General features: G+C 70.5%; 19 protein-coding genes and 1 riboswitch. Of the genes, 13 read left to right on the top strand and 6 right to left on the bottom strand.

Annotation, left to right across the window (positions count from 1 at the left end):
• Positions 1 to 495: 495 nt before the first annotated feature.
• From ACHBTE_RS00160 to ACHBTE_RS00185, 6 genes are all read left to right on the top strand, one after another.
• Positions 496 to 2,271 (top strand): SWIM zinc finger family protein, encoded by a 1,776-nt coding sequence (locus tag ACHBTE_RS00160; RefSeq protein ID WP_394721151.1) that lies wholly within the window; start codon positions 496 to 498, stop codon positions 2,269 to 2,271.
• A gap of 178 nt (positions 2,272 to 2,449) precedes the next feature.
• Positions 2,450 to 3,523, top strand: a complete 1,074-nt coding sequence (locus ACHBTE_RS00165) for a hypothetical protein (protein WP_394721152.1) — start codon at positions 2,450 to 2,452, stop codon at positions 3,521 to 3,523.
• Positions 3,524 to 3,993: 470 nt separating this feature from the next.
• A complete protein-coding gene (locus ACHBTE_RS00170; RefSeq protein ID WP_394721153.1) occupies positions 3,994 to 4,482 on the top strand; it encodes a GNAT family N-acetyltransferase in 489 nt (162 codons plus the stop codon).
• A gap of 378 nt (positions 4,483 to 4,860) precedes the next feature.
• Positions 4,861 to 6,276, top strand: a complete 1,416-nt coding sequence (locus tag ACHBTE_RS00175; RefSeq protein ID WP_394721154.1) for a DEAD/DEAH box helicase — start codon at positions 4,861 to 4,863, stop codon at positions 6,274 to 6,276.
• Positions 6,277 to 6,484: 208 nt separating this feature from the next.
• Complete coding sequence (locus ACHBTE_RS00180) at positions 6,485 to 6,727, top strand: DUF5302 domain-containing protein (RefSeq protein WP_053663526.1); 243 nt, start codon at positions 6,485 to 6,487, stop codon at positions 6,725 to 6,727.
• A 144-nt stretch (positions 6,728 to 6,871) separates the two neighbouring features.
• Positions 6,872 to 7,282, top strand: coding sequence for a hypothetical protein (locus ACHBTE_RS00185; protein ID WP_394721155.1), 411 nt, complete (start codon positions 6,872 to 6,874; stop codon positions 7,280 to 7,282).
• Here the strand turns inward: ACHBTE_RS00185 and ACHBTE_RS00190 are convergent.
• Complete coding sequence (locus ACHBTE_RS00190; RefSeq protein ID WP_394721156.1) at positions 7,269 to 8,954, bottom strand: ribonuclease J; 1,686 nt, start codon at positions 8,952 to 8,954, stop codon at positions 7,269 to 7,271. The genes ACHBTE_RS00185 and ACHBTE_RS00190 overlap by 14 nt on opposite strands.
• A gap of 402 nt (positions 8,955 to 9,356) precedes the next feature.
• On the opposite strand from ACHBTE_RS00190, the gene ACHBTE_RS00195 reads away from it, so the two are divergent.
• From ACHBTE_RS00195 to ACHBTE_RS00205, 3 genes are all read left to right on the top strand, one after another.
• On the top strand, positions 9,357 to 9,815 hold the full coding sequence (locus ACHBTE_RS00195; protein ID WP_394721157.1) for a hypothetical protein: 459 nt from the start codon (positions 9,357 to 9,359) through the stop codon (positions 9,813 to 9,815).
• An 88-nt stretch (positions 9,816 to 9,903) separates the two neighbouring features.
• On the top strand, positions 9,904 to 10,779 hold the full coding sequence (locus ACHBTE_RS00200; RefSeq protein WP_394721158.1) for an MEDS domain-containing protein: 876 nt from the start codon (positions 9,904 to 9,906) through the stop codon (positions 10,777 to 10,779).
• Complete coding sequence (locus tag ACHBTE_RS00205; RefSeq protein WP_394721159.1) at positions 10,776 to 11,729, top strand: anti-sigma factor RsbA family regulatory protein; 954 nt, start codon at positions 10,776 to 10,778, stop codon at positions 11,727 to 11,729. The genes ACHBTE_RS00200 and ACHBTE_RS00205 overlap by 4 nt, the downstream gene beginning before the upstream one ends.
• 374 nt (positions 11,730 to 12,103) lie before the next feature.
• Here ACHBTE_RS00205 and ACHBTE_RS00210 read toward each other — a convergent pair whose 3' ends face one another.
• The 4 genes from ACHBTE_RS00210 to ACHBTE_RS00225 all read right to left on the bottom strand — a co-directional run bounded on the left by ACHBTE_RS00210 (position 12,104) and on the right by ACHBTE_RS00225 (position 15,992).
• Entirely contained in the window at positions 12,104 to 12,595 is a 492-nt protein-coding gene (locus ACHBTE_RS00210; RefSeq protein WP_394721160.1) for an STAS domain-containing protein, read from the bottom strand.
• Positions 12,595 to 14,076 (bottom strand): PP2C family protein-serine/threonine phosphatase, encoded by a 1,482-nt coding sequence (locus tag ACHBTE_RS00215; protein ID WP_394721161.1) that lies wholly within the window; start codon positions 14,074 to 14,076, stop codon positions 12,595 to 12,597. Before ACHBTE_RS00215 ends, ACHBTE_RS00210 begins: the two co-directional genes overlap by 1 nt.
• Positions 14,077 to 14,216: 140 nt before the next feature.
• Entirely contained in the window at positions 14,217 to 14,366 is a 150-nt protein-coding gene (locus tag ACHBTE_RS00220) for a hypothetical protein (protein WP_394721162.1), read from the bottom strand.
• 429 nt (positions 14,367 to 14,795) lie between these two features.
• Positions 14,796 to 15,992: a flavin-containing monooxygenase gene (locus tag ACHBTE_RS00225; protein ID WP_394721163.1), complete on the bottom strand. Its 1,197-nt coding sequence runs from the start codon at positions 15,990 to 15,992 to the stop codon at positions 14,796 to 14,798.
• Between the two features lie 289 nt (positions 15,993 to 16,281).
• Between ACHBTE_RS00225 and ACHBTE_RS00230 the strand changes: the two genes are divergently transcribed.
• Positions 16,282 to 16,917: an ABC transporter ATP-binding protein gene (locus tag ACHBTE_RS00230; protein WP_394721164.1), complete on the top strand. Its 636-nt coding sequence runs from the start codon at positions 16,282 to 16,284 to the stop codon at positions 16,915 to 16,917.
• The gene (locus ACHBTE_RS00235) at positions 16,914 to 17,705 is read left to right on the top strand and encodes a hypothetical protein (RefSeq protein ID WP_394721165.1); all 792 of its coding nucleotides are present in this window, start codon (positions 16,914 to 16,916) and stop codon (positions 17,703 to 17,705) included. The genes ACHBTE_RS00230 and ACHBTE_RS00235 overlap by 4 nt, the downstream gene beginning before the upstream one ends.
• A 276-nt stretch (positions 17,706 to 17,981) precedes the next feature.
• Here the strand turns inward: ACHBTE_RS00235 and ACHBTE_RS00240 are convergent, their stop codons facing one another.
• Positions 17,982 to 18,461: an RICIN domain-containing protein gene (locus tag ACHBTE_RS00240; RefSeq protein WP_394721166.1), complete on the bottom strand. Its 480-nt coding sequence runs from the start codon at positions 18,459 to 18,461 to the stop codon at positions 17,982 to 17,984.
• 784 nt (positions 18,462 to 19,245) lie between these two features.
• Positions 19,246 to 19,440, top strand: a riboswitch (cobalamin riboswitch).
• Positions 19,441 to 19,479: 39 nt separating this feature from the next.
• Here ACHBTE_RS00240 and ACHBTE_RS00245 point away from each other — a divergent pair.
• Positions 19,480 to 19,902, top strand: a complete 423-nt coding sequence (locus ACHBTE_RS00245; protein WP_394721167.1) for a (2Fe-2S) ferredoxin domain-containing protein — start codon at positions 19,480 to 19,482, stop codon at positions 19,900 to 19,902.
• Between the two features lie 131 nt (positions 19,903 to 20,033).
• Positions 20,034 to 21,041, top strand: coding sequence for an ABC transporter substrate-binding protein (locus tag ACHBTE_RS00250; protein WP_394721168.1), 1,008 nt, complete (start codon positions 20,034 to 20,036; stop codon positions 21,039 to 21,041).
• Positions 21,042 to 21,106: the final 65 nt, after the last annotated feature.

Here is a 21,106-nt window from a genome sequence, read left to right on the forward strand (position 1 = left end):
GAGGCCGGTCCGGATCGGGCGACCCGTCGGGACCGCCCTGCCGATGCCGCGCGTCGGGCGCTTCGGGCTGCGCGGGAGGGACGTGCGGCACAGGAGGACCCCGCCGAGGCCACCGAGGGAAGGGAGAGCGGGGCGCGCAGGAAGAGCGGAGAGGGCCGGGGCTCGGCTGGGGCGGAGCAGGAGGCTGTCGGCGAGGGTTCGGCGCCGGTCACCAGTGAGCGCCATGAGACGCGTCCGGGTGACGCGGCTCGGGAGGCGCTTCGGCGCGCGGTCGCCGGCAGCGGTCTGTCGGGGGCGGGAGCTGAACGGTCAGATGCTCGGGGCCGGGTGCACGGTGCGGAGGCTGAACGGTTCGATGCGCGGGGTGGCTCGTCGGGTGCGGAGGCTGAACTGTCCAATGCTCGGGGTCGCCTGCGCAATGCGGAGACCGAACGGACCGACGCCGACGGCCTGTCCAGTACGGGAGCGGAACGCCCCGGCACCGAGGGCGGGTGCGTGGCACCGGCAACCGACTCAACCGACTCAACCGATCCGGCGGCGGACTCCCGCTCCGGTCGTCGGCCAGGTGCGCGCCCTGCCGATGCCGCGCGGGAGGCGTTGCGGGCCGCGTTGGGGGAGAGGCGGGCGGCCCAGGCGGGGCCCGAAGGCGGGGATGGTGAACGCAAGGAGCGAGGTCGGCGGCGACCGGCGGCCACGGACGCACGGAGCCGCCGAGGACCCGTTGCCGGCGGAGGGGTTTCCGGCCACCGTGCCCGTGATCTGAGGGAGTTCCTCGCAGGCGCGTTCCGAATGCCGCCCATGGACGAGCCGTCGGACGCGGACGCCCCGGCGATGCCCGACTCCGCCACACCGCAAGCCCAGGCACCCACCGCCCCGGCCACTCCGACGGCACTCCCCGACAGCAATGCCTCTGACTCCCCTTCGCCTGCCACCCCGCCGGCTCCGACCACCCCCATCACCCCAACAACTCCCACCGCCCCCGCCGCCCCCCAAGTCCCCCGCTCCATGGCGGCCCCCGGCCGGGACGGTGAGCACCGGCGTACCTTCCCCGCGTTCGCGCCCCGTGTGCCGGAGGACGCGCGGTTCGCCGAGACCTGGTGGGGCAACGCGTGGGTGGCCGCGTTGGAGGAGGGGGCCCTCGACACCGCCCGGCTGGCCCGCGGACGTGGCTACGCACAGCAGGGCCATGTCGACGCCATCACGGTGACCCCGGGGCTTGTGCTCGCGTATGTGCGGGGCAGCCGACCCCGGCCGTACCGCGTGCAGGTGCGGCTGCGGACGCTGGATGACGACGACTGGGGGCGGTTCCTGGACGCCGCGGCAGACCGGCCGGGGCACATCGCCGCGCTGCTCGACAAGGAGATGCCCCAGTCCCTCGCCGACTGCGGCGTCCGCCTCCTGCCCGGCCCGGGTGACCTCGACCCCCGGTGCAGTTGCCCCGACCGCGGTCACCCCTGCAAGCACGCCGCCGCCCTCTGCTACCAGACGGCACGGTTGCTGGACGCCGACCCGTTCGTCCTGCTCCTGCTGCGCGGACGCGGCGAACGCGAGCTGCTGGACGCCCTGTCCCGTCGCAGCGCCGCCCGCGCGGCCCGCGCCGCGCAGGACAAGGAACCGGCCCCCCTGCCCGGCGTGCTCGCCGTCGACGCCCTCGCCTCCGACCGTCGACTCCCGCCTCTGCCGCCGCCGTTGCCCGTTCCCTCGCACCCCGAGCAGCCCCCCGCCTACCCGGCGGCACCGGGCGGCCCGGACCCCTTCGCGCTGGACCAGTTGGCGACCGACGCCGCCGTCCGCGCGCATGCCCTGCTCAGCACCGGCCGCGATCCGGTGGGCGACCTGACCCTGTGGCAGGACGCGGTCCGGCTCGCCGCCGCCCGCCCCGGTGCCGGACTCACCGCCACCACCCGCGCCCTGTACGCCTCCCTCGCCTCCGCCGCCGAGCGCACCCCCGCCGAACTGGCCCGCGCGGTGGCCGCCTGGCGCCAGGGCGGACTCGAAGGTCTCAGCGTGCTCGAAGAGCCCTGGGATCCACCGGCCGGCCGCTTCGACCGGGCCCGTCCCCTGCTCCTCGCCGCCGACCTCCCGGCCTTCAGGCCCTGGCGGAACCGCCTCACCCACCCTCGTGGTCAGGTCCAACTACGCCTGGGCCGCGACGGCCTCTGGTACCCGTACGAATCCGAACCGGGCCACGACGACTGGTGGCCCAGAGGCACCCCCGACCTCGACCCGGTCGGCGCCCTCACGGGTCTGGGCGCCTCGCCGGAGGGCTGACGGGCCGGCGCGGGCCCTGCTCGACCGCCTTCGGGCTGCGCCCGTCGGCTGCCCAGGGCGGTCGCCTCATGAACCACTACACTGCGGCGATGCCGCCGGCGCCGACGCAACTGGCGTACGGCCACGGCACGCAGCAGGCTGCGGCACGACAACTGGTCGAAAGCGAACGGGGACAGAGATGGCAACGGGGGGATGGGGCGCGAGCCCGGGGCAAACGGGCGGCGACGGGCAGCCGGGTGGACAGGGCTGGGGCGGCGGCCCCGCCGGACCGCCGGCCAACAACCCATATGGGCCTGCGCCGACAGGCGGCGCTTACGGCCGGCCGGGTCCGGGCCCGTACCCCGGGCCGAATCCGAATCCGTATCCCGGGCCGAACACGCATCCGGGGGCCGACGCCTATCCGCAACCGGGCCCTTACCCGTACGGCCCGCAGAGCCCGGCGCCCGCGCCCGTTCGCGCGCCGCGCCGCCGCAGCCGCCTCTGGTACTTCTCCGTTTTCTTCCTGGCCGCCGCCATCATCCGCTCCGCGCACCGCGTCGCCACCCGGCTCTTCGTCCAGGAGGGCGACGGCCGGATCGAGGACCGCGCCGTCGACCGCGTCCAGGTGGCCCGCACCGTGCTCGGCGCCGCCGCCACCCTGGCCCTGATCCTGGTCTACGGCGTGGAGGCGGACCGCTGGGAGAACGCGGCGGCCGACGGCATCGGCAACCTGATCATCGCCCCGGTCCTGCTGATCTGCACCGGACCCCTGGTGATCCTCGGGTTCATCCACTACGCGCCCGCGCATCAGCGACCGCACTTGCGTTCCCGGCTCCGAGCCCCGCTCAAGGCGGTCGGCTGGTATCTGCTGACGGTGCTGGTCATCGGCGGTGTCCTGTACGGAACGGCCCTGATGGGAATCGATGACCGCAAGGACTGGGTGGCCATCGTGGTCGTGCTGGTGGCGACGGCCGTCATCCTGTGGGGATTTCCCTTCTTCTTCCTGGCCTCGCTGTACTCCGCCCGGAGTGCCTTCAACACGGCTCATGTCCATCCGATGCTCCCGCCCGTGGTCACGATGGTGCTGGTGTGGGTGCTCGCGGTCTTCAACCTGGCCTACAGCGGTATGTCCGGAGGGCCCGCCGGCGGTCCAGTTCTGTTCCCTGCTGGGCGGACCGGTGTCGGTGACCGCTGTTTCGCTGTGGGAGATGCGGCGGATGCGGACCCGCTTCGGGGTCACCGTCCGCGGCTGAGCCGCGGGCGCCTGCCGTGAAGGGGTGTGAGAGTTCCCCGTCGATCCGCGGGAGCCAGGTGTGAGGACTCGGGCCCAGAGACCGGGCGGTCCGGGAAGGCGGTCAGCGTGGAGCGGTGACCCGGGGAGTCGACGCAGTCGGTGATAGGCGCGTGAGAGCGGTGTGCGACGAGAAGCCACGCGGGTGCGGCCTCGCGGGCTTCCGAACAGGTGGGTTACAACGCCGGCACGCGCGCCGCTGCACTCGGCTGTCCGTGCACAGGCTGGCCCCCGCTGCGGCAGGCCCAGGGGAAGCAGCGGTCGACCACCCCGTCATCCAGCTGCTGCGCAGCGGGCCGGGCGGCCCGATTCCTGTCGGCGGCGGTCGATGCGGCGGCAGTGACATGGTCGATCGGGGCCTGGGCAGACGGTTCCCGGCAGCGGCGCAGGAATTCTGCCCGAGCAGCCGACCAGCCGCACGGCGGCACGCTCCGGTGCGACATACTCTCCCGATGAGTTCACGCACTTCCCCGCTCGGCCGGCAGGTCACGATACGGAGGGCCGTTGCGCGGGATGCCAAGCGGCTCACGAGGCTCGTGCGTGGCTCAGGCGCCTACGAGGGTAAGTACGCATCCGCAGTCGCGGGCTACCGGGTCGGTCCTGATTACATTGAGGCCCATCGCGCCTTTGTGGCCGTCGGCCCCGACGAGCATGGAGACCGTGTCCTCGGGTTCTACTCGCTCGTCCTTGCTCCACCGGAGCTCGACCTGCTCTTCGTTGCCGACGACGTGCAAGGACGGGGTATTGGACGGCTGCTCGTGGCGCACATGCAGTCCGAGGCCCGTGCCGCCGGGATCGACCGTGTCATGGTCGTGTCGCATCTTCTCGCCGAGGACTTCTACCACCGTGTTGGCGCGGTGCGGACCGGGACCGCGTTCGCGAACCCGCCCGCCGTGCCGTGGGACCGTCCCGAATTCGAGTTTCGCATTCCTTCGGGATGAAGCGGTGTGACGGGTGGTGACCTCGCCCAGTGACGCGAGCATCAGCTGATGGTCCGGGAACTCCTCGGGCAGTAAACGGCAATGCCGGTCCTCCCCGGTCGGCCACGGGAGCCAGATCCCGTGCTCGATGCGCGGCTCGACAGCTCCCCCGCGGGGTGGGGCCCTTCCCCAAGGGGAACGGTTGTTCCAGGCCGACCCGCTGCCAGCACCCACACACAGGGGCAATCGGTATCAGCGGCGTGAGGTTATGCCGTGTTAGTCTCACGCGTTTGCGTGGTCGTCGCGGTGGGCGATTCTGTCTGTTCCGTTCGACTTGTGCGTGAGCTGTTCAAACCTGCCGGGCCTTCCTCGGTACGTTCCCTTGCGGAAGGCTGTTTCATGAAGCATCCCCATGACTCCGGCATCACTCACGGCGCTCCCGCCCAGCCTGGGACAACGACCCCGGCGCTGCTCCCGGCCGTCACCTTCGCCGGTCTGGAACTGCCGACGGAGGTGCTGCGGACACTGAGCGAACTCGGGGTGCGCGAACCCTTTCCGATCCAGGCAGCCACCCTGCCCGATGCCCTCCAGGGGCGCGACATCCTGGGACGCGGGCGCACCGGATCAGGCAAGACGCTCGCCTTCGGCCTGCCGCTGCTCGCACGGACGGCCGGGCGGCGCGCGGAACCGAAGCAGCCCCTTGCTCTGATCCTCGTGCCTACCCGGGAGCTGGCCCAACAGGTCACCCAGGCGCTGGCGCCGTACGCCGAGGCACTGCGGCTGCGGATCGCCGCGGTCGTCGGCGGAACGCCGATCGGTCGGCAGGTCGCCGCGCTCCGCCAGGGAGCCGAAGTGGTCGTCGCCACCCCTGGACGCCTGCACGACCTGATCGAGCGCAACGCCTGCCGCCTGGGACGGGTGAGAATCACCGTGCTGGACGAAGCCGACCAGATGTGCGACTTGGGATTCCTGCCGCAGGTTGCCGACGTGCTCGACCAGGTGTACCCCGACGGCCAGCGGATGCTTTTCTCGGCCACTCTCGATCGCGACGTCGATCAACTGGTCCGCCGCTACCTCCACGACCCCATCGTCCACTCGGTCGACCCGGCCGCGGGCACAGTCACGACGATGGAGCACCACGTTCTGGTCGTCCACGGCCCTGACCGCTACGCCGTCATCACGGAAATCGCCGCCCGCGACGGCCGCGTACTGCTGTTCCTCGACACCAAGCACGCCGTCGACCAGCTCACCCGGCATCTGCGGGCCAGCGGGGTGCACGCCGGGGCCCTGCACAGCGGCAAGTCCCAGCCACAGCGCACACGGACCCTGGCGCAGTTCAAGTCCAGCCAGATCACCGTTCTGGTGGCGACCAATGTCGCGGCCCGTGGCCTGCACGTCGACGACCTCGATCTCGTGGTCAACGTCGACCCGCCCACCGATGCCAAGGACTATGTGCACCGGGCGGGCCGCACCGCCCGCGCCGGTGAGTCCGGCAGCGTGGTCACGCTCGTGCTGGCGGGCCAGCGCCGTGAGACGAGCCGCATGATGGCCGGGGCCGGCATCGAGCCGACCGTCACCAGGGTGCGCTCGGGCGAGGCGGAGCTGAGCCGGATCACCGGCGCCAAGACTCCCTCCGGGATCCCGCTCGACGGCGAGCCCGCCGTCCCCCGACCCAAGAACACCAACGCTCCCTTCCGCGGCCTCGGCACCAGCAAGGGCACCTCCCGCGGCGCCGGCGGCAAGTCCCGAAAGGCGGGCGAGGCCCGCAAGCTCGCCGAGGCCCGCAGGGCCGCCCTCGTGCGTCGCAACGGCTGAGAGTCGTTGCGCTGGGAGCCTGGTCACGGGATCGACAACCCTCGGCCCGGCCCGAAGCCGTCCTGTGTGCCTCACCTACGAAGTCAACGCCTTTGGCCGCGAGAGGGATGCCCGCCGAAACGAAGCAGGATGATGTTGCCGGCGCCTCGAACTGCGCCCAGCATGACAAGCTGTGCTTGCCCACCCCCCCCGAATCCCGGAGGTCACCATGACCGCAGAGCCCGTATCTACGGAAGGTTCGGAGCCGGCTGCCCCCGAGACGTCCCCTCTGGAGCCGGACAGCGACGGCAACTACGACCTCAAGCGCAAGTTCCGCGAAGCCCTGGCGCGCAAGCGTGGTGCGCAGGCGGATGCCGCTGATGTTGCCGCCAAGTCCGATGCATCGAAGGTGCGTTCGGCGCACGGCCCGGCTGCGAGCCAGCGGTCGTTCAGGCGCAAGAGCGGCGGCTGAGTCGATGAGTCCCGCGATCTGACCGCTGCACCGGCACTCGCCGTCGATTCACGCATCCGGTGCTGTGGCCCGCGACGTGCGCATGCCCGTGCGCGCGTCGCGGGCGGGGCGTAGCCGGAGTGCTCGCCTGGGGGAATGGCCCAGATGCGGACATTCGTTCCCCCCCTGCTGCGGCTGAACGACGCACAGACGGTCGCATTCCGAGCAGCGGTCGCCGTCGTGCCCAGCCACGACGTGCAGCTGCCGACCTGCCCCGAGTGGACGCTGTCCGATCTGGTGCAACATCTGAGCGGGGTGCATGGCCGCCATGTCACCTGTTCCTCCCGTGGCTGCGACCGCGAGTTTGCGCAGGCGGCCCTGGAGCGCGGCGGCAGGGCCGTCGCCCGCAACACCGACTCCCTCGCGGACCGGCCGGCCGCTCACGGCGAGGCGATCCGCCTCGTCGAGCCCGGCGGCTTCGCCACCGTCCGGTCCGGTCATGCCCGACCTCGAGGCTCCCGGCGCAGCCACCGGTGCCGCGGACGTGCTGCCGGGCCGCGGCTCAGGCGTCGATGATGACGGGGATGATGAGGGGCTTGCGGCGGTGGGTGCGGAACGCCCAGTTCGCCACGGCGCGGGCGACAAGTTGTTCGAGTTGGCGGGCGTCCCCGACGCCTTCCTCAGCTGCGGTGGCCAGGGTCTTCTCGATGACGGGGATGACCGGCTCGAAGGTGGCGTCGTCGTGGACGAATCCCCGGGCCAGGAAGTCGGGGGCCTCGGCGAGGGCGCCGGTGTCCGCGTCGACGATCGCCACCACCGTGACCACGCCTTCGGCGGCGAGGGTGAGGCGGTCCTTGAGGGACGCTTCGGTCGCGCCGCCGACCTCCATGCCGTCCACGTAGACGTTGCCGGCGGGGACCTTGCCGGTGATGGATGCGCGCCCGTCGACCAGGTCGACGACGACGCCGTCCTCGGCGATGACGACCCGGTCGGGGTCGACACCGGTACGGATGGCGAGGTCGCCGTTGGCCCGCAGGTGGCGCCATTCGCCGTGCACGGGCATGACGTTGCGGGGCTTGACGATGTTGTAGCAGTAGACGAGTTCGCCGGCGCTGGCGTGTCCGGAGACGTGCACCTTGGCGTTGCCCTTGTGGACCACGTGGGCGCCCCACCGGGTGAGTCCGTTGATCACCCGGTAGATGGCGTTCTCGTTGCCGGGGATGAGGGAGCTGGCGAGCAGGACGGTGTCGTCCTTGCCGATGCGGATCATGTGGTCGCGGTTGGCCATCCGTGACAGCGCGGCCATCGGTTCGCCCTGGGAGCCGGTGCACACCAGAGCGATCTTGTGATCCGGAAGCTTCTCCAACTCCTTCGTGCTCACGACCAGACCGGAGGGGACCTTCAGATAGCCCAGGTCACGGGCGATGCCCATGTTGCGGACCATCGACCGGCCGACGAAGGCGACCTTACGGCCGTGCTGGTGGGCGGCGTCCAGGACCTGCTGGATGCGGTGCACATGGCTGGCGAAGCTGGAGACGATGACCCGGCGCGGCGCGGTGCGCATCACCTGCTCGATCGCCGGGTTCAGCTCTCGCTCGGAGGTGGTGAAGCCGGGTACTTCGGCGTTGGTGGAGTCGGTGAGGAACAGGTCCACGCCCTCCTCGCCGAGGCGGGCGAAGGCGCGCAGATCGGTGATGCGGTCGTCGAGAGGGAACTGGTCCATCTTGAAGTCGCCGGTGTGCAGCACCATCCCGGCCCGGGTGCGGATCGCGACCGCGAGGCTGTCGGGGATGGAGTGGTTGACCGCCACGAACTCGCAGTCGAAGGGCCCCAAGCCACGCCGGTCGCCCTCCCGCACCCGCACCGTGCGCGGCCGGATGCCGTGTTCCTTGAGCTTGGCCTCCAGGAACGCCAGCGTCAGCTTGGAGCCGACGACGGGAATGTCGGACCGCTCGCGCAGCAGGTACGGCACGCCGCCGATGTGGTCCTCGTGGCCGTGGGTGAGGACCACGGCGACGATGTCGTCCAGCCGGTCGCGGATGGAGGTGAAGTCCGGCAGGATCACGTCCACGCCGGGCTGGGTCTCCTCGGGGAACAGTACGCCGCAGTCCACGATGAGCAGCTTGCCCGCGTGCTCGAAGACGGTCATGTTGCGGCCGATCTCACCCAGGCCGCCCAGGGCGATGACCCGCAGCCCTCCTTCAGGAAGGGGCGGGGCGGCTTTCAGTTCGGGGTGCGGATGACTCATACCCTGACGGTACCCGGAGAGCGGGACAGGGTGATCCATTGCCTGTGCGATCTCCTTTTCCCGACGGAGCGGGGCACCCGCAGCGTGCCTCGGCACGATCGGATCACGGCGGCTACCGGGGACAGGGAGCGGTGACAGCGGTTGCGCCGGGATCGATGGTTCAGACCGCCCGAGCGGGCCGGTGCCATCCGCCCAGCACGTCGCCACGCACCAGGCCAACCACCATGACGGCCGGACAGCACAGCACCTCCTCCAGCACGGACCCTCCCGTTCGGGCCGAGGTCGTCCTGGGCGTGGACACGCACGGCGAGGTCCATGTCGCCTCCGTGGTATCCCCGCTGGGGAAGGTTCTGGGCACCGAGTCCTTTCCGGCGACGGCGGCCGGGCTACCGGCGGCTGCTCGTGTGGGTCCGCAAGCGGGGGACGGTGCGCCGGGCCGGTGTGGAGGGCACCGGCACCTTCGGCGCGGGCCTGTCCCGCTACCTGCTGGCGCAGCAGGTAGCGGTATACGAGGTGAAGCGGCCCAACCGCTCGGCTCGCCGGCTGCTGGGGAAGTCGGACCCGCTCGATGCGCAGGCCGCCGCGCGGGCCGTGCTCAGTGGCCGCGCCCGGGCCAAGTCCGGTGACGGTCCGGTGCACAGCGCCCGGATCCCCAAGCCGGCCAAGGACTCCGCGGTCAAGGCCCGCACCCAGGCGATCAGCCGGCTCAAAGCCGTCCTGGTCATCGCCGCTCCCGCCCTGCGGGAACGACCGTCCAGCCTGGGCAACCGCGAGCTGTTCCGCGCCTGCGCACGCCTCGGGCCAGGCGACGGCGAGGACGACGAGGACGCGGTGGCCCAGGCAGTTCATCGGTGGGAGTGAGGGTTTTCCCGAGCCTTCCGAGTCCTGCGTTAGGGTGATGGGCGCCCATGGTGGGCACCGGGGTCACGCGGGAAGGGCGGGCGATCTGATGCACGCCGTATGCGGATCTCACGACGGCGAGGCCGCGGCGGACCGTCATGTGGCGGTGGAGTACTCCAGCGACGACGAGTGGGCCGCTCACCTCGTGCCCTTCGTATGCGCGGGCTTCGACAGGGGCGAGCAGGTGCAGTACTTCGCGGACGCCACCGATCCCCGCCTCGTCATGCGTACGCTTGCCGAGCGTGGCGTCGACGCCGACACCGCGGTCCGGCGCGGACAGCTCGTGGTGACCACCGCCGACGAGACCTACCTGGCCGGGGCCCGTTTCGACCCGGACGCCATGATCGGTCTGTGGGGCCGCGCAGTCGAGACCGCCCTCGGTCAGGGGTACGGCAACCTGCGGGTGATCGGTGAGATGTCCTGGGGCGCCCGGCACATAACCGGTGCGGAGCGCCTGCTGGAGTACGAGCTGCGCATCCACCACGAGGTCTTCGAGCAGTTGCCGCTGACGGCCTGGTGTTTCTACGATCGCCGCCTGCTGGCGCCCGAGGCCCTCGACGTGCTGGTGAGCGCCCACCTGACGCGGGCGGGCGCAGCACCTCGTCCTGACGCCCGGCCCGGCCTCTCGGTCGCGCCTCTGGCCGATCGGCCCGGCTTCCGACTGTCCGGATCGGCGGGCTACGAGAGCCGCCGCGTGGCCGCCTCGGCGTCAGCCGCTCTCGCCGCGTCGACGGCGAAGGACATCACCCTGGACCTGTCCTCCCTCGACCACATCGACGTCGCCGCACTGGCCGACATCGCCCACGCCGCGGGGCGACGCCCCTCCGGGACACCGCTGCGGCTCGTCGGGGCGCCGCCCGCGCTTCGCCGCATTCTGGAGCTCTTCCCCGAGCTCGGGGCCGGCCTGCAGGAGGTCGGCCGGTGACGACGTACACACCGACGCCGGCGGCGAGCCGGGTCGATCCCTTCTTCCACCACCCCGCCCTCTTCTACACCACGGAGACGGACTACTTGCAAGGCGTGGGCGAGTTCATCCGGGCGGAGGCGACCGGCGGACGCCCCGTTCTGGTCGCTGTTCCCGGTCCACGACTGCAGCTGCTCAGGGAAGCCGTCGGCGCCGAAGACGAGAACGTCGCCTTCGTCGACATGCGGCAGGCCGGACGCAACCCGGGGCGCATCCTGTCGATGCTCCAGGACTTCGCCGACCGGCACCCGCAAGGGCGTCCGTCCATCGTGGGTGAACCGATCTGGGTGGGGCGCACCGAAGCGGAGGCACGGGAAGCGACCCGCCACGAGGCGCTGATCAACCTGGCATTCAACGGCCGGCCCGTCACGATCCTGTGCCCCTACGAAACCGCCCTGCCCAAGCGATTGCTGGCGGAGGCACACCGCACCCACCCCGTTGTCGGAGACCCGGACGGCTACCGGAACAGCCCGCGCTACGAGGACCCGCAGACAGTGTGCCGTGACTGCGACGCGCCCCTGCAGGAGCCGACGGATCCACTCGTCCTGCACTTCACGGAGCAGGACCTCGCCGATGTCCGTGACACCGCAGGGCACTGGGCACAGACGGCCGGCCTGTCCCCTCGACGGCACACCGACTGGTTGCTGGCCGTCAACGAGGCCAGCGGCAATTCGGTGCGACACGGCGGAGGACAGGGCATTCTGCGGCTGTGGCGTACGGCCGACACCCTCATCGCAGAAGTGAGGGACCGCGGACGGGTAACCGACGCGCTCGTCGGCCGACGCCGACCCGATCCGCTGTCCCCGGCCGGTGGCCGGGGCGTCTGGATGATGCATCAGCTGTGCGACCTGGTCGAGATGCGCACCCCGCCGTCGGGCCTGATCGTGCGGATGCACCTGGCGCTGGATTGATCGGTGTGCCGTGATGGACGCGTCGTCCCGCGCGACACGGCCACCCTGGCCATCGAGCGCCATCACGCGAATAGGCCCGGCAGGCAGCGGACGCCGGGGATAAGGCGGCACCATGACTCGCCATCCTGCGTCTTTCGTCAGCAGCACGTCGACGGATCGCGAAAATCCGAACGGCTAGCTGATGAGCCCGTCGGCCGTCAGGACCTCGCACGTACGGCCGATGACTTGCGTCTGTAGGGTCGGGGAGATCGAAGTGATGCGCAAGCAGCTCGCTCCCGCCTCGGAGCTCGGGGAAGGGATCAGCTCGGGCCCGATACTCCGGCGCGACGGCCGGGCCCGATCGCTGGTACGAACCCCCTGGCGGGTCGACGCGATCAACTCAGGTCGACAGAGGGGTCGTACGCGCTGTCGCAGGCAATGGGCTCCACCCCGGTCGGCTCACCGGTCCCACCACCTGCGGAAGCGCGGATGATCGAGCCGTGCTCGCCGGCACTGGTGGACGGGCTGTCGGCCATGGTGGTGACTGCTTCGGCGGTGGTCGCATGGACCGGCAGGACTGCGTCGACACCGGTGAGGACGAGCATCCGCATCAGACGGTCGGGGACGTCGGCGAGTCGGAGTGCACCGCCCGCCGCCTGGGCGGCGTGCCAGAGGCCGATGAGCGCGCTCAGACCGGCGGAGTCGCAAAAGCCGACCTGTGACAGGTCCAGAACCAGATTCGGAGAGCCCTGCTCGATGATTCCCGAGGCTTCGTGGCGCAGGGTGTCCGCGGTGCGCGTGTCCACGTCGCCGGCGACGGTGGCGATCGCGAGGCCGGGACGGGGGTGCTGGACGGTCAGTTGCAGCGTGTCGGTCACGTCGGTCATCACTCCTGGCCGAAGTGTTCGGGCGCGGCGGCGGTGTGGGCGGTGGCAGCGACACCGCCGTCGGGCGTGGTGTGAGGGTGGGGGACGGACAGGGCCAGTAGGGCCACGTCGTCGCCGGCTCCGTCGGGCAGCGAGGCCAGCAGGGTGATGCTGTCCTCGACCAGGGAGGTGGCGGTGACGAGCCCGGTGCGCTGGTGGAGGAAGCCGGTCAGTCCGTCGTCACCGAGCATGGCGCCCTCGGTGGTGCGGGCTTCGATCAGCCCGTCGGTGTAGAGGAACAGGCTTTCCCCGGCCGTCAGCAAGAACGTGGTCTGGGCGAAGGGCGCCTGCGGGAAGGCGCCGACGAGCATGCCGCCCTTGGGGTGTACGGCCCGCACCCAGACACCGCCGCTGTCGTCAGGGCGCACGTGGTAGGCCGGCGGGTGGCCGCCGGTTGCGACGGTGACGGTGAAGCCGCCGGCCTCCCGGGGCTCCAGGAGGCCGAAAACGACCGTGCAAAAGCGGCGACCGGCGGTGACGTCGGTGAGCAGCATGGTGTTGAGCGCGCTCAGCACCGTGACGGGGTCGGCGTTGATCTGGGCCGCGGCGCGCAGGGTGTGGCGGGCCAGGGCGGTGACGGTCGCCGCCTCGGGGCCTTTGCCGCACACGTCACCGAGGAAGAACGCCCACCGGTCGCCGTCGAGGGGGAAGACGTCGTAGAAGTCGCCGCCCACGTCGTGGGCGGAGGCGGTGCGGTAGTGGCAGGCCAGTTCCAGGCCCGGCACCACGGGCAGAGCAGGGGGCAGCAGGGTGCGCTGGAGGGTGGAGGCGAACGCGGCGATGGCGGCCTTGTCCTGCTCCGCCTTCTCCCGGGCCGCCCGCTCGGCCTCGGCCCGCGCCCGTTCCGCCTCGGCGTGCCGCCTCTCCGCCTCCCTTCGGGCCTGCTCGTCGCGCAGGGCGCGCAGCGCCGACAGCCGCAGCTCCATCTCGTCCAGCACGATCGCGGCGAGATCGGCCAGGGTGGCGGTGTCCCCCTCTGTGATCGAGCGCGGCCGGGTGTCGAGGACGTTGACCGTGCCCAGCTTGTGCCCGTCGGGGGTGATGATCGGTGCGGCGGCGTAGAAGCGCACCCCCATCTCTCCAGCGACCAGCGGATTGTCCGCCGCGACGGGGTCCTTGAGGGTGTCAGGGATGACCATCGTGTCCTCGCGCAGGATCGCCGAGCCGCACAAACCCGGATCACGGCCGATCTCCGCGACACCCTCCAGGCCGTGGGCGGCCTTGAACCAGATGCGGTCGGTGTCCACGATCGTGACCGTTGCCACCGGCACGTCGAAGAGGCGGGCGGCCATCGCCGCCACCCGGTCGAACGCCCCGTCGGGCGGTGTGTCGAGGATGTCGTAGCGGCGCACCGCCGCAATCCGGGCCGCCTCCGCATCCGGGTCAGGGGCCAGCTCGGGGCGGCGCCCGGGAGCCGGGTCGGTGGCCGATGCCTGCTGCATTATCGGCTTCCTCTCCGTCGATGGGCTGCCGCCGTGAACGGCACGAACCGACGCAGCCTAAATCGACCACACACCCGAACGCCAATGTGTACCCGCCCCCGTCGGCACGACCGGCACCCGCCAGTACATGTGTCAGATCCCTAGCTGCTCCGCACCGGCGCCGAGGAGGCGCGAAGCGCAGCAAGGGAGGAGCGCGAGACCTCCGCCGCCACGTACGGCGTGACCAAGGCGTTCACCGTCTTCAGCACCAGGTCCCCGTTACGGCGCCGGATCAGGGTGAGAATACGCAAGAGCCGGTGTCTCCTCCTGCCTGGCCCGCTCGACCACACGTCCGTCGTCCGCCAAGACATCCCATCGGACGACGTCCGCGAACTCCGGCTTCACATGGGCCATCGTCCAGTGGTTTCCCATGAGGTGCTGGTGCAGATCAGGCCGTCGGTCCCGAGCGGGGTGGCCGCATCAGTGGCCATCGAACAGCGGCCGAATTCGGGGAGCGTGAAGGTGCCTCCCCGCACGCGTGCGGGAGAGCACGTCGCGCAGGCCGCTCCCTTCGCTCCGCCACCGAACCGACGCGGCACGAGCGGGACGGCCTCGATCGAACGCGGTCACCACATCCATGCGCCTGCGCTGCTCTCCGTCTTAACATCCATGCTTGTCACCGCGGCGTCCGATCGCCCTGCAGGGGACAAGCGCTGAAGGGTCGGACTTCCGAAACTCCGTCAGCTCGGAGCATGCCCCCGAGGGGCGGGAAGGGTCGGTCGGGCCTTCTCACGGCGGACCGCGTGGGCGATGGCGCGCGCCTCGATGCCTGCCTGGCGGAGAACCCCGGTGAGGGGATTGGTGTAGCCGGCGAAATACAGGCGCGGGGCATCGGAATGGGTTTCCGCGCCGACGACGAGGGGGAGTCCGTCCTCGTCGAGTACGCCCAGCGACCCCACCAGGGCGTGGAGGTTGGTGCGGTATCCGGTGGCGGCGATGACCGTGTCGGGCCGCAGTCGGGTGCCGTCGGCCAGTACCACGTCGGGCCCGTCGAATGCCCGGACGGCTGCGACCGGCTCGACCCGGCCGGAGCGCACGGTGTCCACGAAGCCGTGGTCGAGCACCGGGTTGACCCCCTCGCGGGCGTTACGGGTGTACAGGCCCGTGCGGGGCCGGGGCAGTCCGCGGGAGGTCAGGTCGGGCACCGCGACCCGTTGCGTGAGCAGGGAGGTGCGGTCGCGCCAGGCCAGCGGAAGGACTTCCGTCAGCCGGCCGACCGCGTGCCATCGGGCGCTGGAGCGGGGCAGGATGTTGGGCGGGGTACGGATGGAGATCTGTACGCGTGCGGCTCCGGCCCCGGCGAGGACGCCGGCGATCTCGGTACCGCTGTTGCCGGCGCCGACCACCAGGACGTGCTGCCCGCGGTAGGGCGCCGGAGAGCGGTAGCGGGCCGAGTGCAGCAGCGTGCCGGTGAAGGCCGTACGCCCGGGCCAGTCGGGGATGTGCGGGGCGTGGCAGCGGCCGGTGGCCACCACGACCGCGTCGGTGGGGACGGGGCCGTCCGGGGTGTGGACCAGCCACCGGGGGCCCGAGCCGGGTTCGGCCCGCTGGACGCTCAGCACCGGGGTGGTCAGCCGGACGTCGAGCCGGTGGTGGGCGGCGTAGCTTTCCAGGTAGCGCACGTAGTCGTCCCGGCTCACCCACGGGCCGGCCTGGCGTGGCACCGGCAGGCCGGGGAGTTTCGAGGTGCCGGGGGTGGTGTGCAGGCGCAGATGGTCGTAGCGCTGCGCCCAGCTGGCTCCTACGCGGTCCGACCGTTCGAGGATCACGGCCGGCTCTCCGGAGCGGTTCAGCAGCGCGGCGGCCGCCAGGCCGTGGGGGCCGGCTCCGATCACGATCGTAGGAGCACTCAAGTCTGGCTGTGGTGTCGGGGGCATCGATTCCTACAACGGCGGACCGCGGCGCACGTCACGCCCGACTGACGGGTGGGGAACTGCAAGCACCGCCGTTACACCGGCCGGTGCCAGTCGTTGGAAACAGGACGGCAGCGCGCCGCCTCGCACGGTGGGTCCGGCACGGCCACGGCCGGACCGTCCGTGCCGGAGGTGGCTGAGCCGTCTTGTGCCGGGCAGGCAGGGAAACGTCAGCCCGCGCGGCCCCGGCCACCGTGGCGGGCTTTCCCGCGGGTTGGCTCGCTCCACCTGTCCGATCTTCCGAGGGACTCATGTGACGTCAGCAACCACGCGACACCGGCCACGGCTGCGGATCAGCGGAGTCCACAAGGCGTACGGCCGCAGGCAGGTCCTGCGCCACGTGGACCTCGACGTGGCCGCCGGGACGCTGGTCGGAGTCGTCGGTGAGAACGGCGCGGGGAAGAGCACTCTGCTCCAGGTCGCCGTAGGACACCTCGCACCCGACCGCGGAACGGTGACCCGGACCGGGGCAGTGGGGTACTGCCCGCAACGGGCCGTGCTGAACGACGCATTCACCGTCGGACAGCATCTGCGGCTGTTCAAGACGGCCTACCGGCTGCCGACACTGGAGCGCGCCGACGAGCTCATGGAGCTGCTGGCGCTGACCGACTGCCGACGACAGCAGGTCGGCGAACTCAGCGGTGGAACGCGGCAGAAGCTGAACCTGCTGATCGCTCTCATGCACGATCCGCAGCTGCTGGTCCTGGACGAGCCCTACCAGGGCTTCGACTGGGACACCCATCAGCGGTTCTGGACCCTGGCCGCCGACCTGCGTGACCGAGGCCGGTCGATCATCGTGGTGTCTCACCTGCTGCACGACCTGCACCGCTTCGACGCGATCGCTCACCTGCGCCAGGGCCGTCTGCACTTCGAGGAGACCGTCCGATGAGGCTCCCCTGGTCGGCATTCACCCAACTGCTGCGCTGCACTCTGCTGGGCCACCTGCGCAACCGGCTGGCCCTCGTTCTGGCGGTCGCGTTCATCCCCGTCTGGATCACCGTGGCACGCCTGTGCACCTCCGACCAAGTGGTGCGCATTTCGCTGGACACCATCAGCGCCCCTGTCTCCGCCCCGGCCGGCCAGGTGGGGCAGGTGGCCAGCGCGCTGGGCGCCGTCACCATGGTCACCGGCTTCATCACCTTCACCGAGACCTTCCTGTCGCGGCAGTTGGACCGCCGTCTGCTGCTCGCCGGCTATCCCCGGCTGCCGATGCTGACGGCGAAGCTCGCCGCCGTCGCCCTCACCGCCGCCTCGCTGGCCTTCTACACCACGGTCCTGCTGCGGATCTCCCTGCCCGTACGCCACGCGGCACCCTTGGCGCTGGCCCTTGCAGGCGCCGGCCTCGCCTACGGCGGCATCGGACTTCTGCTCGGCTCGCTCGTCCGCGGCGAGCTGGAGGGCTTCTTCCTCATCATCATGCTCAGCCTGGTCGACACCGGCCTGCAGAACCCCGTCTTCAACACGCTCATGGACGTGGCGGGCGTGTCCGGGCTTCCCCTGTACGGCGTGAACCAGCTGGCACTGAGCTCAGCCCTCACCCCGCACATCCCCTGGTCCCACGGCCTGCTCACCCTCACCTGGTCCGCGGCAACCGGCGCCCTGGCGCTGCTCGTCCTCCACATCCAGCGCCCTTCCCGCTCCCCGTTGCCGCGCAAGGCGAGGGCCCAGACGGTGTGATCACGGCGAGCGTGGTCCTCTTCCTTCGGCGGAGGGTGCTCCAGACGGCTGAGGCCGACGTGTCGCGCATCGCTTTGTTGGCCATAGGCTCGATCAGACGTCCGTCTCTGTCCGAAACCGGAGCAGTGGTTCTCGCGGCCATCCTCTGAGCCGCCGACGTCGCCTGCCCTGACTGCCTGCCGGAGACGAACCGCATGGCGAGGCCGCCCTCCGACGGGAGGGCGGGCTTGTCATGCATGTCCGCCGAAGATGTCTTCGAAGCGTGCTCGGTGGGTGTCAGTCCTGGTCTTCTGACGAGGGGTAGATCCGCCACAGCTGGGAGAGGTTGGGGCCGCCCCACATACGAGTCAGGCCGACCAGCCGGTCGTTGCCCTGGAGATGATCGGCGATGGCCAGGGCGTAGCGCGGGTGCACGACCGAGACCAGGTAGAAGTCGTTGCCTCGCTCCGCATGGGCAACCAGCCGCCAGTGCTGGTTGAGGCTGTCGGAGCTTTCCCTCAGGGTCACGACGTCGGACGGGTTGGCCCCGGCGGTGAGGCAGCGGTGGTTGGCGTACGACTCGATGCGCACGGTGCCGCCGGCGTTCTGCCGCAGGAACCACCGATGCGAGGTGTTGTCCTTGGCGAACGGATCCTGTGCCCAGGTCTGGGTGTGGTTGCCGACGCCGTCGTGCCAGTCGTTGCACATGAAGTAGGTGCCGGTGACGTGGTGGGTCATCGTCACCGATCCGCCCGCGAGCAGTACGAGGTCCGTCACGGCAGTGCTCCTCCGCCTCGAGTTCGTCACAGGGGCGGGCGCCCCTTGGGACCCAGCGTAAGGAGCGGTTCGCTGTTCAACAGGACGGTCAACCGGTCGTCTCCCTAGGCCAGACCCTGTCCGAGAGATCCCGAACAGGCGGACGGCCATACTCGAACCACTTGACCGAGCGTCACTCACATGCGCAACGTCCGGCGCAGCGTTGGGATAGGACAGCGGTGGTTTCGAACAGGCAAGGGAGCCGGCACGCGGCAGGCGAGGGCGGCAAGAACGAGAAAGGGGCAGCTGTCTCTCCAGGTCGGCTGTCTCGTTTCAGGTGTCGCTGATCAGGCAAGCCCGCTTGTTGGCCCGCCTGCTTCCCGCAGCCGGGTCTTCGCCCAGCCGCAGATGGACAGCACTCGACTCCATGACCCTCGAGCCGGAGTGAGTCGGTATGTCTGGGTTGGCGCCTTGTGGTGCGAGAGCGTCCACGGGGATGGTGACACGCTCGTGACACCTGAAGCGCTTCTGCTGCCGTGCCTCGACGAGGAGTCAGTGTGGGGGGAGCCGATGCGACGGGCATCGCCGGACTGCTCCAGCGATGCCCGTCGTGCAGTTGGTCAAGGTGCCCCGGCAGGGCACCTCTTCGCGGTTCTTGCCGATCAATGCCGTTCCTGGCTCGCGTTTCCGGCTGTCGGGGCGACGCCCTACGGGGCTTGTGCGAGCGCGGCAGCGCGCAAATGCTCTTGTGCGCGGGGCGTGTGCACCGCCTCGCCACGGGGCATCGCGCCGCAGGCGTATGAGATGACGTGTCCTTCTGCCATGATGGCCCGCGACAAAGGCGACGGCGGAACGAGGAAGCCGGTGTGAATCCGGCGCGGTCCCGCCACTGTGATCGGCGAGCGGATCCCGAACAGACCACTGCCCGGACGCGGGTGGGAAGGCCGGGACGAGCACTGACCCGAGAGCCAGGAGACTCACGCGGTCGCCTCCTCGCTGTGGCTGGGGCGGATTTCCCCGGAGAGGAGGGTGTGGCGGGATGCCCATGGAGGTGTCGCGCAGCAGCCGGGTGCCGTGTCGAGTCGTGGTGTGCCGTGACTGTTGCTGCGGCAGTGCGAGGGTCACGGCCGTGGACCATGGTGAGCAGACGGCTCGTCTGGCCGAGGACGCCCCGCTCCGGGTCACCGAGTGTCTCGACGTGTGCGAGCAGGCGAATGTGATCGTGGTGCAGCCGTCGTCCGATGGGCGTGCCGCCGGTGGTCGGCCGGTCTGGTTCGGCCTCGTCAACGATCGCGCCGCGACCGAGGACATCGCCGCCTGGGTACGTGCGGGCGGACCGGGCGTCGCGCAGCTGCCGGACATTCTTGACCAATACCTCTTCGCCTCGCCTCGGCGTGCCCGGGGTGGGAGTTCCGTGCCATCGGCTGCCGCGACGGCTCGACAGCTGACGCGACGCGGCTGACTCGACGACTTCCGATACTCCCGACTCGACCGACCGAACTCAGCCAATCCGGCCGGCCGTTGTACCCGGCCGTCCTCCGGACCACCGTCCGGACCGTTCCGGTTCCACCCTGCGGTGAGAGGACCCACCACATGATGGGCAAGCGCCCGATGTCCCTGCTGCCGGCGATCGCCGCCGCTGCCCTGCTGATATCCGGCTGTGGCGGGAGCGCCACTCAGGACGACGCCACCCAGGACGACGCCGCTCAGGCGGGCTCCGCCGCCGACGGCTTCCCGGTCACCGTCGCCAACTGCGGTGTGAAGACGACCTATCAGCGGCCTCCGCAGCGCGCGGTCTCGCTGAACCAGCACGCGACCGAGGTCATGCTGGCGCTGGACCTGGAGAAGTCGATGGTGGGCACGGCCTATCTCGACGACAAGATCCTCCCGGAGTACCAGGGCGCATACGACGGCATCAAGGTGATCTCTGAGGAGTACCCGTCCTTCGAGACGCTGCTGGCGGCTGAACCCGACTTCGCCTACGGGGGATTCGCCAGCACCTTCGACGAGAAAGAGGGTCGTAGCCGCGAGGCCCTGTCGAAGAGCGGGATCGACTCCTACCTGAACATCGAGGAATGTCCGTCCGGACCCGTGACGATGGCCACGATGGACCAGGAGATCCGGAACGTGGCCAAGATCTTCGGAGTGCGGGAACGAGCGGAAGCGGAGCTGAAGCAGCTTCACGCCACCCTGGACACGGTCGAGGACAAGCTCGCCGGCGTCACCCCGCTGAAGCTCTTCGTCTACGACAGCGGCGACAAGACGGCTTTCACCGCCGGCGGGGCGGGCATCGGCAATGAGATGATCAAGCAGGCTGGCGGGGTGAACCTCTTCGCCGATCTGGACAAGGCGTTCGGCGACGTGGCCTTCGAGCAGGTGGCCGAGCGTGCGCCCGAGGTCATCGTCATCTATGACTACGGTGACCAGTCGGTCGAGGACAAGAAGAAGTTCCTGCTGTCGAACCCGGCGCTCAAGGACGTCCCCGCCATCAAGAACAAGCGGTTCGCCGTGCTGCCCCTGTCGTCCACGGTGCTGGGCGTCCGGGTGCCGGCCGCGGTGGAGTCCCTGGCCCGCCAGATCCACCCGGATCGCTTCAAGTGAGCGGGGCGACCGATGCGGCGGGTGTGACCGAGGAGAAGGGCGCAGACGCCGGATCGGAGGCGAGC

The sequence above is a fragment of the Streptomyces sp. M41 genome (assembly GCF_043673425.1).
Classification (GTDB): domain Bacteria; phylum Actinomycetota; class Actinomycetes; order Streptomycetales; family Streptomycetaceae; genus Streptomyces.

Excerpts from the sequence above, each read along its gene's own strand:
- ACHBTE_RS00200 (WP_394721158.1), top strand. The coding sequence starts at position 9,904 with ATGCACGCCGTATGCGGATCTCACGACGGCGAGGCCGCGGCGGACCGT.
- ACHBTE_RS00225 (WP_394721163.1), bottom strand. The coding sequence starts at position 15,992 with ATGCCCCCGACACCACAGCCAGACTTGAGTGCTCCTACGATCGTGATC.
- ACHBTE_RS00185 (WP_394721155.1), top strand. The coding sequence starts at position 6,872 with ATGCGGACATTCGTTCCCCCCCTGCTGCGGCTGAACGACGCACAGACG.
- ACHBTE_RS00170 (WP_394721153.1), top strand. The coding sequence starts at position 3,994 with ATGAGTTCACGCACTTCCCCGCTCGGCCGGCAGGTCACGATACGGAGG.
- ACHBTE_RS00190 (WP_394721156.1), bottom strand. The coding sequence starts at position 8,954 with ATGAGTCATCCGCACCCCGAACTGAAAGCCGCCCCGCCCCTTCCTGAA.
- ACHBTE_RS00175 (WP_394721154.1), top strand. The coding sequence starts at position 4,861 with ATGAAGCATCCCCATGACTCCGGCATCACTCACGGCGCTCCCGCCCAG.
- ACHBTE_RS00250 (WP_394721168.1), top strand. The coding sequence starts at position 20,034 with ATGATGGGCAAGCGCCCGATGTCCCTGCTGCCGGCGATCGCCGCCGCT.
- ACHBTE_RS00210 (WP_394721160.1), bottom strand. The coding sequence starts at position 12,595 with ATGACCGACGTGACCGACACGCTGCAACTGACCGTCCAGCACCCCCGT.
- ACHBTE_RS00215 (WP_394721161.1), bottom strand. The coding sequence starts at position 14,076 with ATGCAGCAGGCATCGGCCACCGACCCGGCTCCCGGGCGCCGCCCCGAG.
- ACHBTE_RS00235 (WP_394721165.1), top strand. The coding sequence starts at position 16,914 with ATGAGGCTCCCCTGGTCGGCATTCACCCAACTGCTGCGCTGCACTCTG.
- ACHBTE_RS00180 (WP_053663526.1), top strand. The coding sequence starts at position 6,485 with ATGACCGCAGAGCCCGTATCTACGGAAGGTTCGGAGCCGGCTGCCCCC.
- ACHBTE_RS00165 (WP_394721152.1), top strand. The coding sequence starts at position 2,450 with ATGGCAACGGGGGGATGGGGCGCGAGCCCGGGGCAAACGGGCGGCGAC.
- ACHBTE_RS00245 (WP_394721167.1), top strand. The coding sequence starts at position 19,480 with ATGCCCATGGAGGTGTCGCGCAGCAGCCGGGTGCCGTGTCGAGTCGTG.